Origin of the sequence: Pseudomonas sp. MYb2 (assembly GCF_002979955.1) — a bacterium.
In the GTDB taxonomy this organism is placed as follows: Bacteria; Pseudomonadota; Gammaproteobacteria; order Pseudomonadales; family Pseudomonadaceae; genus Aquipseudomonas.
The window spans coordinates 362,091-374,755 of the sequence record NZ_PCQC01000006.1 but is presented as its reverse complement, the minus strand read 5'-3'; the positions used below and the strand labels follow the sequence as shown (position 1 = coordinate 374,755).

Annotated in this window: 10 protein-coding genes and 1 pseudogene; 1 reads left to right on the top strand and 10 read right to left on the bottom strand. The window is 60.2% G+C overall.

The window, feature by feature from the left end:
- Nucleotides 1-47: 47 nt before the first annotated feature.
- From CQ009_RS13030 to CQ009_RS13000, 7 genes and pseudogenes are all read right to left on the bottom strand, one after another.
- Nucleotides 48-1,671: pseudogene (locus CQ009_RS13030) on the bottom strand (ATP-binding cassette domain-containing protein).
- Nucleotides 1,672-1,815: 144 nt separating this feature from the next.
- A complete protein-coding gene (locus tag CQ009_RS13025) occupies nucleotides 1,816-2,853 on the bottom strand; it encodes a DNA topoisomerase IB (protein WP_105706659.1) in 1,038 nt (345 codons plus the stop codon).
- A 72-nt stretch (nucleotides 2,854-2,925) separates the two neighbouring features.
- Nucleotides 2,926-4,005 carry a molybdenum ABC transporter ATP-binding protein gene (gene modC, locus CQ009_RS13020; protein WP_105706657.1) on the bottom strand — a complete coding sequence of 360 codons (1,080 nt, stop codon included), beginning with the start codon at nucleotides 4,003-4,005 and terminating at the stop codon, nucleotides 2,926-2,928.
- A gap of 3 nt (nucleotides 4,006-4,008) precedes the next feature.
- Nucleotides 4,009-4,689: a molybdate ABC transporter permease subunit gene (modB, locus tag CQ009_RS13015; RefSeq protein WP_064390234.1), complete on the bottom strand. Its 681-nt coding sequence runs from the start codon at nucleotides 4,687-4,689 to the stop codon at nucleotides 4,009-4,011.
- A 1-nt stretch (nucleotide 4,690) separates the two neighbouring features.
- Complete coding sequence (gene modA, locus CQ009_RS13010) at nucleotides 4,691-5,458, bottom strand: molybdate ABC transporter substrate-binding protein (RefSeq protein WP_064390233.1); 768 nt, start codon at nucleotides 5,456-5,458, stop codon at nucleotides 4,691-4,693.
- Nucleotides 5,459-5,629: 171 nt separating this feature from the next.
- Nucleotides 5,630-6,694: a nitronate monooxygenase family protein gene (locus CQ009_RS13005; protein ID WP_105706654.1), complete on the bottom strand. Its 1,065-nt coding sequence runs from the start codon at nucleotides 6,692-6,694 to the stop codon at nucleotides 5,630-5,632.
- A 98-nt stretch (nucleotides 6,695-6,792) separates the two neighbouring features.
- Entirely contained in the window at nucleotides 6,793-9,240 is a 2,448-nt protein-coding gene (locus tag CQ009_RS13000) for an autotransporter (protein ID WP_105706652.1), read from the bottom strand.
- A gap of 187 nt (nucleotides 9,241-9,427) precedes the next feature.
- Between CQ009_RS13000 and CQ009_RS12995 the strand changes: the two genes are divergently transcribed.
- A complete protein-coding gene (locus tag CQ009_RS12995; RefSeq protein ID WP_105706650.1) occupies nucleotides 9,428-10,411 on the top strand; it encodes an MDR family oxidoreductase in 984 nt (327 codons plus the stop codon).
- Nucleotides 10,412-10,459: 48 nt separating this feature from the next.
- Here the strand turns inward: CQ009_RS12995 and ada are convergent, their stop codons facing one another.
- The 3 genes from ada to CQ009_RS12980 form a co-directional block, all read right to left on the bottom strand.
- Nucleotides 10,460-11,527, bottom strand: a complete 1,068-nt coding sequence (gene ada, locus CQ009_RS12990) for a bifunctional DNA-binding transcriptional regulator/O6-methylguanine-DNA methyltransferase Ada (RefSeq protein WP_105706648.1) — start codon at nucleotides 11,525-11,527, stop codon at nucleotides 10,460-10,462.
- A 72-nt stretch (nucleotides 11,528-11,599) separates the two neighbouring features.
- On the bottom strand, nucleotides 11,600-12,280 hold the full coding sequence (gene alkB / locus CQ009_RS12985; protein ID WP_105706845.1) for a DNA oxidative demethylase AlkB: 681 nt from the start codon (nucleotides 12,278-12,280) through the stop codon (nucleotides 11,600-11,602).
- Between the two features lie 118 nt (nucleotides 12,281-12,398).
- Nucleotides 12,399-12,590 carry a hypothetical protein gene (locus CQ009_RS12980; protein ID WP_241088787.1) on the bottom strand — a complete coding sequence of 64 codons (192 nt, stop codon included), beginning with the start codon at nucleotides 12,588-12,590 and terminating at the stop codon, nucleotides 12,399-12,401.
- Nucleotides 12,591-12,665: the final 75 nt, after the last annotated feature.

Here is a 12,665-nt window from a genome sequence, read left to right as displayed (position 1 = left end):
CAGATCAACTATAGAAGGCCGCGGCAATCGTGCAAAAAATACACAGTTCAGCTCGTCGGTTGCCACTGCCAACCAGTGGGGTGCCAACTCAGGACATGGCTGGGATTCAACGCCTTCAGAAATGCCGGGTCGTGGGAAACCGCGACAATTGCCCCTGGAAAAGTCTGCAAGGCGTGTTCGAACGCTTCCACCGACCTCAGGTCGAGGTGATTGCTCGGCTCATCGAGCAACAGCAATTGCGCTGGCACCTGGCGCCACAACGCCAGTGCAAGCGCCGCTTTCAGGCGTTCGCCGCCGCTCAGTGACGCGCAGGGCAAAGTTGCCCGCCGTGCATCCAGTTGCAGGTGCGCGAGGTAGCTGCGCAAGGTGCCTTCGTCTAACGGCGTCCGTTGCGCCTGCAACTGCTCGACAATTGCAGTTCGTCCATCGAGCAGGCGCAATTGCTGATCGAGAAAGGCCAAAGGCACATGGGTGACGCATTCGCCGCTCGCCGGCAAGCATTCGCAACAGGCTCGATTTGCCGCAACCGTTCGGCCCGCTGACGGCAATGCGCATTGGCCCATGAAGGGCAAGGTTCAGGCGGGCTGTCGGTGCGTCGACAGGTAACCACGGCAGACAGGCATCGATCAACGTGCAGACCTGTCGGGTACTCGGTACCGCGCTTCCTGGCAGGTTAATCAGCACGCCTTCCTCGGGCAGGACTTTCGCGTAGGCCTCGCGAACGCGCGCGTCGAGATCGGATTTGCGTGCTTGATGGCCGACTTTTACCTGTCCCATGATCTCTTGCGCGGCGGCTTTGAGCGCCGCTCGTTCGAAGCCGGAAACGTTAGCGGTGTCGGCGTTACGCCGACTGCCGGCAGCGTGGCGCTGGATCGTGTCGTGTTCGCGTTGCAGCCGTGATCGCTCACGCTGGCGCTGGTTGCGCGCCTGATCAAGCTGAGCCTGCGCCGCGGCTTGATGGATTCGACGCTGCTCGACGAATTGGGTATAGCCGCCGCTGAAAACGTTCGCGCCCAACGGCGTGAGTTCGACGATGCGCTGCATCCGCTCGAGCAGCTGTCGGTCATGGCTGACGATAATCAAGCCGCCACGCCATTGTTCAAGCCTGCGCATCAGCCATTCGCGACCGCTGCTGTCGAGGTGATTGCTCGGCTCATCGAGCACCAGCAATTGTGCGTCGCTCACCAGCGCGCCGATCAGGGCGACTTTCGCCTGTTGGCCGCCGCTGAGGCGCTCCGTCAGATCGGTGGTTGCGATATCGCCGAGGCCGGCTTCGTCGAGACTGTTGCGCAGGCGGTCCGGCAGATCCCAGCGCTCTGCGGCAAGGTCGAAATCGGCAGCCGAGGCCCGACCTTCATTTATCCTTTGCAGTGCTGCCAGTACCGTGGCGCTGCCTGTCGCCTCGGCAACGGTCTGCCCTGGTTGGGCGATGAACGATTGTGCAACGTAATGCACGGTTGCACAGCGTGTGACCGTGCCGGCAGTAGGGCGCAAATATCCGGCAATCAGGCGTGCGAGCACGCTTTTGCCGACACCGTTGCGGCCAACGATAGCGGTTGGCAGTTGATCGAACTTCAGATTCAGGGCGTCGAAAATCATCCCGCCATTGGCAAAATGAAAGCTCGATTGATTCAGGGAGACGAGTGCGCGCGTACGCGAGACGTGAGTCATCGGCACCTCCAAAAAATCTCGTGAAAACAGACACGCGCCAAAAAAGGCGTGTCGCGAGGGCATTTTTAGAAGGCTGGGTTGTTCACGTCTGCGGTCGTCCTGAAGAGAGGAAGATGGCTAGCCTAGAGAACGTTACAGCGATAATCAAGGCGCGCCCGTCATCTCGCTCATCTGTTCGAGAAACATCGCCAGCGCTACTTCCTCGGCTCGCAGCCCTTTGCGCATACGTGGTCGCGGCAGATCGGCAAGGGCGCCGAGCATGAATTTTTCCACCACGGCAGGGTGGATATAGCACTTGCGACACACCGCCGGCGTGTTGCCCAACTGTTTGGCCACACCTTTGACCATCTCGACGACATGGCGCTTGGCTTCGGTTTCCGTTTCGTGAGTCAGCTTGCGTAGCACCGCCAAAGCCAGTGCACTGCCCGCCCAGGTGCGATAGTCCTTGGCGGTAAAGTCGGCGCCGGTCAGGGTTTGCAGGTAGGTGTTGACGTCGGACGAGCTGACCGTGTGCCGTTGACCATTTTCATCAAGGTACTGGAAAAGGTTCTGCCCGGGAATTTCCAGGCAACGCTTGATGATCCGCGCCAGACGCCGATCCTTGACGGTGATCTGATGTTCGATGCCGCTCTTGCCCCGGAACTGGAAGAGGATCGCGCTGCCGTTGATCTCGACATGGCGGCTGCGCAACGTAGTCAGGCCATAGGAGCGGTTATCCCGGGCGTACTGTGTGTTGCCGACCCGAATCAACGTGGCGTCGAGCAACGTGATCACCGTGGCCATGACCTTGTCCCGGCTGAAACCGGGTGCGGCCAACAGTGTTTCCAGCTGTTTGCGCAGTTTCGGCAACGCCACACCAAATTCGCGCAGGCGCGAATACTTGTCCGCATCGCGCACTTCGCGCCAGCGCGGGTGATAGCGATATTGCTTGCGGCCCCGGGCGTCGCGGCCGGTGGCTTGCAGATGACCGCGCGGGTCGGGGCAGATCCACACATCGGTATAGGCCGGCGGCACGGCCAGGGCGTTGATGCGTGCGATTTCATCGAGAGCGATGATGCGCTGGCCCGACGGCGTGAAATAGCTGAACTTGCCGCGCAGCTTCTTGCGTGTAATGCCGGGCTGGATGTCATCGACATAATGCAGGTCGGATGGCAGTGCGTCAGTCAGCGCGGTGTCGGGCATGGCGGCTTCCTTCGGTGGCGCGGCGGTGTGTAGAACGATTGACCGCGCGCGGTGGCCGTCGTGCCGAATGATTTAGGCGAGGACGGCGACGGCCTTGATCTGCGCCCAGAGCTGCTGCCCTGGATGCACGCCTAACTGATCCCGCGAAAACCGCGTGATCCGTGCCAGCAGCGGCGTACCGGCAGCGTCGAGACGAATCAGCACATGCGCAGCGTTGTCGGCGGCCTGCTCGCTGACCACCGTCACCGGCAGACGATTGAGGATGCTGCTGAACTCATCGTTGTGCAGCGCGAGGCTGATGTCCCGCGCATGTACTTTGCAGCGCAAGGCCTGCCCCAATGCCATCGGTGCGTGTGTCACTCGTATGGCTATTTCGGTGGCCGGCAGTTGCAGGCTGAGCAACTGATAGTCGGCATCGTAGCCGCTGACCTGACCTTCAATGATCACCCCGGCGTCGTCGCCCAGCGCCATCGGCAAGTCCAGGCGTGCCAGAGTTTCGCCGATCGGTCCGCTGGCCAATGCCTTGCCTTCGCTGAGCAGCACCAGGTAGTCGGCGAGCCGTGCGACTTCGTCCTGCGCATGGCTGACGTACAGCAGAGGAATATCCAGTTCGTCATGCAGGCGTTGCAGGTACGGCAGGATTTCGTTTTTACGCTGGCTGTCGAGCGCGGCCAGCGGTTCATCCATCAGCAGCAGTTTCGGGCTGGTCAACAAGGCGCGGGCGATGCCGACACGTTGGCGTTCGCCGCCGGACAGGTGCTGCGGATGGCGCTCCAGCAGATGCCCGATGCCGAGCAGTTCGGTGGCCTGTGCCATGTCGACCCGGCGTTGAGATCTGGCGATGCGCTTGAGACCGAATTGCAGATTGGCCAGCACTGACAGATGCGCAAACAGGCTGGCTTCTTGAAACACATAACCGATGGCGCGCTTGTGCGGTGGCACGAACAGGCCGTTGTCGCTGTCCTGCCAGACTTCGTCGTTGATCTGCACGAAGCCTCGTTCGGCGCGCTCCAGCCCGGCGATACAGCGCAGGCAAGTGGTTTTGCCCGAACCGGAATGACCGAACAGCGCGCTGACACCGCGTCCCGGCAAATGCAGATCGACGTCGAGGCTGAAGCCTGAGTAGGCGAGTTGCAAACGTGCATCAATCATCGATCAGCTCCAGTCTGTGCGGGTCTTGCGGCTGGAGTACAACGCCAGCAATACGAGGAACGAGAACACCAGCATCGCTCCGGCGAGCCAGTGGGCCTGAGCGTATTCCATCGCTTCGACATGGTCGTAGATCTGCACCGAGACCACGCGGGTCTTATCGGGAATGTTGCCGCCGATCATCAGTACCACGCCGAATTCACCGACGGTGTGCGCGAACCCGAGGATCGCCGCGGTGACAAAACCGGGACGCGCCAGCGGCACAATCACGCTGAAAAAAGTGTCCCAAGGATTGGCACGCAGTGTTGCGGCCACTTCCAGTGGGCGGGTGCCGATCGCCGAGAACGCGTTTTGCAACGGTTGCACCACGAACGGCATGGAGTAAATAACCGAACCGATCACCAGCCCAGTGAAGCTGAACGTCAGCGTGCCCAGCCCCAGCCATTGTGTGAACTGACCGAGAAAGCCGTGCGGGCCCATCATCAGCAACAGATAGAAACCGATCACGGTGGGTGGCAGCACGAGGGGCAGGGCGACGATCGCCCCGATCGGGCCGCGCAACCACGAACGGCTGCGCGACAACCACAGGGCAATCGGAGTGCCGACAACCAGCAGGATGACAGTGGTCAGGGACGCCAGTTTCAGGGTCAGCCAGATCGCCGCGAAATCGGCACTCGTCAGCGACATTTTAAAGCTGGTAGCCGTAAGACTTGATCACCGCAGCGGCTTTCGGGCCTTTGAGGTATTCAACCAGTGCCTTGGCGGCAGCATTGTCCTTGCCTTTGTTGAGGATCACAGCGTCCTGTTTGATCGGGTCGTGCATGCTGGCAGGCACGATCCACGCCGAACCGCTGGTGACTTTGCCGTCCTTGAAAATCTGCGACAGGGCGACGAAGCCTAGCTCGGCGTTGCCGGTAGACACGAACTGGTACGCCTGAGTGATGTTCTGACCTTCAACGATCTTGGTTTTGGTCGCTTCGGTCAGCTTGAGCTTTTCCAGTACCTGGGTGGCGGCCAGGCCATAGGGTGCGGCTTTCGGGTTGGCGATGGACAGGTGTTGGTATTCGTTCTTCTTCAACACCTCGCCTTTAGAGTCGACATAACCTTCTTTGGCCGACCACAGTGCCAGGGTGCCGATGGCGTAGGTGAAGCGCGAGCCTTTAACGGTATCGCCTTCTTTTTCAAGTTTTTCCGGGGTAGTGTCGTCAGCCGAGAGGAACACTTCGAACGGTGCGCCGTTCTTGATCTGAGTGTAGAACTGGCCAGTGGCGCCGTAGGCTGCGACCAGTTTGTGCCCGGTGTCTTTTTCGAAATCGGCCGCGATCGCCTGGATCGGTGCGGTGAAGTTGGCGGCAACAGCTACCTGTACTTCATCCGCCTGAGCAGCACTGGCGGCGAAGACCGCGAGCAAGGAAACCAGGCCGGCAGGGGCAAAACGAGAGACACGAATGGTCATGTAACAGCTCCGTGGTTGGCGAGTGCATAGGGCAGCTATTGTTGGAAGTGGACTGCGCCGATGCGAGGGGTAAGTTCGCTATATAAATAAATATATAGCGAAATGCCGCCAAACAGGAAGTGCTGATTAAAGCCAGAGTGGGGGGCGCTCGACTCCCCACTCAACTCGACATTACTGGCGTGTGAGTTTCGCCAGTGCGTCTTGTGCCAATTGCCGGGTCAATTGCGCACTACCCAAGTCCTGGCCCAAAGTGAATGCCTGACCGGCCCAGAGGTTGGCAAACTCTGCTTCGTTGACCGCTCTCAATGGCATCAACGCACCGCCGGCCAAGGGAAATGCCGGCGCCTTTGGCGACATCGGGCCGAGCTCACGCATGACCCGGTTGAGAATGCCACGCGCCGGACGTCCGGTGAAGAGATTGGTGATCGCGGTTTCGCTTTCCTTGGCCGTGCGCAGCGCCTTGTGGTGCGAGGCGCTGACTTTCGCTTCCGGTGTGAACAGATACGCGGTACCGACCTGTACCGCTGACGCCCCCAATACGAACGCTGCCGCCACGCCGCGAGCATCGGCAATGGCTCCGGCGGCAATCACCGGTACGTTCACCGCATCGACCACCTGAGGTACCAAGGCAAACGTACCGACCTGACTGCTCAGGTCATCACTGAGAAACATGCCGCGATGGCCACCCGCCTCATACCCCATGGCAATGATCGCGTCGCAGCCGTTCTGTTCCAGCCAGATTGCTTCATCGACAGTGGTGGCCGAGGAAAGAATTTTTGCCCCGGTTGCCTTGACCCGATCGAGCAGGGATTGCTCTGGCAGACCGAAGTGGAAACTCACAACCTCAGGTCGAAATTCTTCCAGCACTTCGCACGCTGCCGCATCGAACGGCGCGCGATTGGACACCGGCGTCGGTGCGTCGAAATCGGCATGCAGTTCGCGGTAATACGGCTCCAGCAGATGCTTCCATTCACGTGCGCGTTGCTCATCCGCCGCCGGTGGCTGATGGCAGAAGAAGTTCACGTTAAAGGGCTTGTCGGTGTGTTGGCGAATGGTTTTCAGCTCGTCGCGCAATTGCTCGATGCTCAGCATTGCTGCGGGCATTGAACCCAAGCCACCGGCATTGCACACGGCGATAACCATGGACGAATTCGTCGCACCGGCCATCGGGCCCTGGATGATCGGCAGTTCGATACCAAGCAGATCAAGAATGCGCGTGTCTGGCCATTGGCTCATGAAGGCTGTTCTCCGAACGGTGAAAGGCAGAGCCGTTTTTTTAACAGTAAAAGCGGATCAGCATCCAGTGCGAAATTCAGAACAACCCATGCAGTTTTTCAGCGTCGGTGAAACCCGCCGCCACCGCCGCCAAACGAGTGGTTCATGAATTGCGAGGAGTTGTGGAAATTGTTGGTCCGTTGGTTGCCGAAGTTGCGCGCCGCAGAGTCGCGGTTGAGGTTCTGCAATTGCGCATTGTTGTTGATGGGGGCGCTGCGGGTCGCGCCGCCGCCAACCATCGACTGCCAGCCGTTGTCGGTCTTTTTATACACGTTGCCATCGTGGCCCGCGTAAACGTTGTCGCCAACACGTGCAGCGCCGCCGTTGCGTGCGCGAATGCCGCGATATTGGGTGGTGTTGCCAGTGTTGGGGTTATACACGGCGCCACGATTGGCGGTGACCTGCGTGCCGTTGCGCGCATTGCCGGCGGTGACCCGTTCGCCGGCAATTGCGCCACCGTTCGGTCCGACCGCCACGCCACTGCGTCCAGCGGCGTAATTGCCGTTGTAGACATTGTGGACTGCGCCGCGTTGACCGGCAGCCGCGACGCCGGTGCGTGAGTTGTAGGAAGCGCCGACCTGTCCGGCCCAGTGATTGCCGGTCCAGGCGTTGTAACCGGCGCCGTAGCGGCTGACTGTGGCCCGGTCACCCCACTGATGATAAATGTTGCCGGTGGTTCCGGCCCAGCCACCGGGCCCCCAGGCTACCGCGCCGCCGTGATAACCGTAAGCGGCGCCGCCCCAGGCCAAAGGTGCTGGATACAAGTGCGGCCCCCAGGCGTAGCCCCAGCCGTAATTGCCCCACCACGGATAGGCGCCCCAGCCCCAGCCCATCGCGACAGTGCTGCCGCCCCAGCTCCAGCCGAAGCCGAAACCGAAGGTCCAGCCGGTCCAGGGGGTATAGCGGATGGCGACACCAAAACCGTAGGTGACTGGCGGACCGTACCAGACACTGCCGACCCACGGCGTATAGGGATATCCGGTGCCGTAGACCACGACGCCTGTCGCAGGATCGAGGTTTGATCCCTGGTAGCCCGGCGTATAACCGACGACGACGGTATCGCCGCTGGACTCATAGACTTTGACGTAAGTGAGGTAATGCATCGGCGAGTTCGGCGGGATCGAATAGATCACCGCCGGCACCGAACTGGCCACGGTCCACGGGCCATTCACCATTGTTGCTGTGAACCAGACACCGTTTTCCACCGCCCACCAACTGTTGTTGTCGACCCGGATGATCGGCGTGGCGCTGTTGGCCACATACTGCAGCGGCGTACTGTCGATCGCCTTGAGTTGTGGTTCGCCGTCGAACTGTGGCGCAGTCATTTTCACCGCGCTTTTCTTGATTGCCGAGGTCTGTGGAATGGTTGCGGCAATCGCCGCTTCCTTGGCTTGAGGGGTGCCGGCAACGGAAGCCTTGACGTTCTCTTTCGCGCTGTCATCGGGGATGTTGGCGAAATCTGCCGGCAGCTTGTCCGCCGGGGCAAACGTCCACGGGCCGTTCATGTCACTGGCGCGAAACCAGCGACCGGAAATCAGCACGTAGCTGTTCTGGTCGCCGATCTCCTTGAAAATGTGCCCGGTGGTATTGCTCACGTACAACAGGCCTGTGCCTTGAATGGGCAGCCACTGCGGCGCGCCATCGGTGACCAGCAACTCGGTGGGCGTCGTGGCGACAACGATCCTCGGCTGTGGCGGCTTGGCGAGGCTGGGAATCTTGTCTTTCGGATCGCTCTGCCCGGTCAGCAGATCGACTTGTCGGCTCTTGATGGCGGCCTGCTTGGCTTTCTCCAGGTCGGCAGGTGGCGAGGGCAGGTGCGTGTAATCACCGTTCAACTGGTCAGCGACCATCCAGCCATCGAAGACATGCAGGTAGTGCTTGCCCTGTTCATCCTTCAACAATAACGGGCGAGTATTGATTACACGTTGCAGCGAGGTGCCTTCTACAGGGCGATACGCGGCGTCGCCATCGATATAGACGAGCAGTGCCGGAACCTCGGAACTGATGATGGTCGGCGGCGTGTTTTCCAGTGGTGCGCTGTCGGCTTTCCGTTCGGCCGAGAGCACGCCGACAGCAGCTTCCAGTTGATCGAGTGAAATGGTTTTCTTGCGGCTTTCGGCATCTTTTTGCAGCGCTGCGAGCCAGGTGTCGGCCTGACTGGCATCGGCCGGAAAATCTGCCTTGATGATTTTGTATTGATCGAGAGCGACCCAGCGTGTGGCCTTATCGACCAAGGTGTGCGCGCTGAACCGGACGATGCCATAAGTGGACTTGCCATCATTGCCGGTGGCTTCGACTGCCGCGCGGGCGTTGAGGGTGTAGCCATCCCAACTGTCGAGTTGTGGTTGATAGACCGTCAATCTGGCCTTGTCGCCGGTAATGACCTGCGGCCACGACGGCACCATTGGCGCGGCTTGCGGCTGCGTAGCGTTGGGGGCCGCCCACGCGTTGCCGAAGGCCGGCAGGCAGAGGATCAACATCACGAACAACGAACGCGGGCAAGACATCGTCAGCTCCATCGACAGGCCGGTCTCAAAACAAATGACGGCGAAAGTACGACCGTCGAAAAAGCATAGCCGCCCGCCATGGAAATACCTGGCGGATTCATGGATTGGCGGAAAGTCGAGTGTGGCAACGTGTTGCGATGTGGTATTTCAAGGGGCGAGATCTTGAAACCAGCCAAGAGAGGCCGTCATGTTCAACGCCATTCTGATCGACAAAGACGACAGCGGTTATCGCGCCAACCTGCAACAGGTCAACGATGATCAATTGCCCGAAGGCGATGTTACCGTGCGCATCGCTTACAGCACGCTGAATTTCAAGGATGGCCTGGCAATTACGGGCAGCAGCCCGGTGGTGCGAAAGTTTCCGATGGTGCCGGGGATCGACCTGGCGGGGACTGTCGAAGCCAGTTCCCACGCCGACTATAAAGTCGCCGATCAGGTGCTGCTCAATGGCTGGGGTGTCGGCGAAAATCACTGGGGCGGTCTGGCGCAGAAGGCGCGGCTCAATGGCGATTGGTTGATTCCATTGCCCAAAGCTTTTACTGCGGCGCAAGCCATGGCCATTGGTACGGCCGGTTATACGGCGATGCTGTGCATTCTGGCGCTTGAGCGCAACGGCGTGACGCCAGAGCAGGGTGAAGTGTTGGTAACGGGGGCCAATGGCGGTGTTGGCAGTTTTGCCATCGCACTGCTGAATAAACTTGGCTATCGAATTGTCGCGTCTACCGGGCGCGTCTCCGAGCACGAGTATCTCAAGCAACTGGGCGCCGGCGAAATCATCGATCGTGCAACGTTGTCAGCGCCTGGCAAGCCCTTGGCCAAGGAACGCTGGGCAGCGGTGATCGATTCGGTCGGCAGTCACACCTTGGCCAATGCCTGCGCCAGCACTCGCTCCGAAGGCACCGTCGCCGCTTGTGGTCTGGCGCAAGGCATGGATTTCCCGGCTTCGGTGGCGCCGTTCATTTTGCGTGGCGTGACCCTGGCCGGTATCAACAGCGTGACGCAACCCAAGGCACGCCGTGTGCAAGCATGGGAGCGTTTGGCCAGGGATCTGGATTTCTCCTTGCTGGCATTGATCAGTCATGAAATCGGCCTGAGTGAGGCCATTGACGTAGCGCCGAAGTTGCTCGCCGGACAGCTTCGCGGGCGGGTTGTGGTGGACGTCAATCGCTGACCCTGTAAGCGTCGTCCCCGAGTCAGTAGCGCTCTAAATCGGCGTCCATCAGGCCAGCGTCTCGCGCTCAAGCAACTGGCGTTTGCGTTCGACGCCCCAGCGATAACCCGAGAGATTGCCATCGCTGCGCACGACACGATGGCACGGGATCGCTACTGCCAGACGATTGGCGCCGCAAGCCTGGGCCACGGCGCGCATGGAAGTGGGGGCGCCGATGCGTTGGGCAATGTCAGCGTAACTGGCCGTGCTGCCTGCCGGGATTTCGCGCAACGCTTGCCAGACGCGTTCCTGAAAAGCCGTGCCTCTGACGTCCAGGGGCAAATCCAGGCCAATCGCCGGCGCTTCTATAAATCCCACGACCTCGGCGATCAGTTGCTCAAAGCCGCTATCGGCACCGATCAGGTTGGCTTTGCGAAATTGATCCTGCAGATCACAGACCAGTTGGTGCGGGTCGTCACCCAACAGAATCGCGCAGACGCCACGTTGGCTTTGCGCCACCAGAATCGCCCCGAGCGAGCATTGCCCAACGGCAAAACGAATGTCGTTGTTCTGCCCGGCCGCGCGGAAATCGCCGGGCTTCATGCCTAGCACTTGATCGGCTGATTCATAGAAACGGCTGTTGGAGTTGAAACCGGCATCGTACAGCGCGTCGGTGACCGAACCACCGTCTGCCAGGCGCTCCCGCACCCGACGCGAACGATGGGCGGCGGCATAGCCTTTTGGGGTCAGGCCGGTAGCGGCTTTGAAAACCCGATGAAAATGGAAAGGGCTCAAGCCGGCGGTCTCGGCAAGTTCATTCAGCGCCGGAGGCGTGTCGGCGACTTCAATCTGCCGACAGGCTGTCGCCACTGTGGCGGCATGTTGAGCGCTGACGTCGGTTCGGTCCTTGCTGGCGCGTTTGCTCGGCCGATAGCCTGCCGCTTCGGCCTGCTCGGCGTTCTCGAAAAATTCGACATTCTGCGGTTTCGGCAACCGCGCAAGGCTGCTCGGGCGGCAATAGATGCCGGTGGTTTTCACCGCATAGACAAACAGCCCGTCTGCTCGTGGATCACGCGCAACCACGGCGATCCAGCGTGGATCGGTTTCGATGTCGAGAGGAGGTGCAAGCGTTTTCATGTGGGTTGATCCGTTGACCTGTTTGATTCAGGTTAACCAGAGCCAGCAAGCGCAACACTCCGGGCCTTGCGGTCAAATTTTGGCTGTTTCGCCCGCTACGCGAAAGGTCAGGTTGATCCGTTGTTCACCCAGACGTGAATGGTGACCGTGCTTGATCGGCAAGACGCCATGAAAGCGCAGCCGATCAACGCCGCCCCAGATCACCATGTCGCCATGCAACAGCGCGATCCGTTGGCTTTTGTCACTGCGATTGAAACCACCGAACAGAAACATTGCCGGTAACCCGAGTGACAGCGAAACAATCGGTGCCGCGTAGGATTTTTCGTCTTTGTCCTGATGCAATGACATCTTGGCGCCGGGAACATATTGGTTGATCAGGCAGGAATCTGCCGTGAAATCTGCAAACCCCGCTCGCGCTGCCGCCGAATATGCCAGATCGGCAAACACCGCTGGCATCGCCGGCCATGGCAAGCCGCTGAGCGGATCGGCGCTGGAATAGCGATAACCGCTGCGATCGGTGATCCAGCCCAATGCTCCGCAACTGCTGGTGCCCACCGACATGCTGAAGCCGCCGGGCGTAAGCATGTGCCGCAAAGGGGCCGCAAGTAGAATCCCGTCCAGCGCCTTCAGCAGTTGATCGATGACCGGCAGGGCAAAACCGCGAAGCAGCCATGACTGTTCGCCAATTTGTTCGGCGCGTGGATGCTGTTCGGGTTCGTGGTCGGCGAACAAATCGAAATTGCTCGGTTGCATGAAGGTCATGACGCGTCGTGAAGGTGATACCTAGGGTATGCCGTTTCCACTGTGCAGGCGAATGACACCGTGACGTACGGTCACCCGAAACGCGAGGGCAGTGCGCAAGACAGCCGTGCTACTGGTGTTGGCAGGGGCAGCGCAAGTATGTGTACTCGCCACGACCGAAACCGTGGCGGGCCATGATCACCTGCGCGCAAAACGGTTCGGTCTGCAGCAGCGAACGGAGGATCGCACCGCCGCCCTGATCCAGTCGCTGCACAAGGCTTGCCCTGTCGAGCGATTCCTGTCGGGAAGATGACATCGACATGCTGACTCCTTGACTCATGGCCGAAGAACGTCAGTCCAGGCAGGGCCCTGCCGCAGAACACTCCACCGCTTGCGG

Bases quoted from the DNA above. Each gene is read 5' to 3' on its own strand.
- CQ009_RS13025 (WP_105706659.1), bottom strand. From the start codon at position 2,853: ATGCCCGACACCGCGCTGACTGACGCACTGCCATCCGACCTGCATTAT.
- modC (WP_105706657.1), bottom strand. From the start codon at position 4,005: ATGATTGATGCACGTTTGCAACTCGCCTACTCAGGCTTCAGCCTCGAC.
- modB (WP_064390234.1), bottom strand. From the start codon at position 4,689: ATGTCGCTGACGAGTGCCGATTTCGCGGCGATCTGGCTGACCCTGAAA.
- modA (WP_064390233.1), bottom strand. From the start codon at position 5,458: ATGACCATTCGTGTCTCTCGTTTTGCCCCTGCCGGCCTGGTTTCCTTG.
- CQ009_RS13005 (WP_105706654.1), bottom strand. From the start codon at position 6,694: ATGAGCCAATGGCCAGACACGCGCATTCTTGATCTGCTTGGTATCGAA.
- CQ009_RS13000 (WP_105706652.1), bottom strand. From the start codon at position 9,240: ATGTCTTGCCCGCGTTCGTTGTTCGTGATGTTGATCCTCTGCCTGCCG.
- CQ009_RS12995 (WP_105706650.1), top strand. From the start codon at position 9,428: ATGTTCAACGCCATTCTGATCGACAAAGACGACAGCGGTTATCGCGCC.
- ada (WP_105706648.1), bottom strand. From the start codon at position 11,527: ATGAAAACGCTTGCACCTCCTCTCGACATCGAAACCGATCCACGCTGG.
- alkB (WP_105706845.1), bottom strand. From the start codon at position 12,280: ATGCAACCGAGCAATTTCGATTTGTTCGCCGACCACGAACCCGAACAG.
- CQ009_RS12980 (WP_241088787.1), bottom strand. From the start codon at position 12,590: ATGTCGATGTCATCTTCCCGACAGGAATCGCTCGACAGGGCAAGCCTT.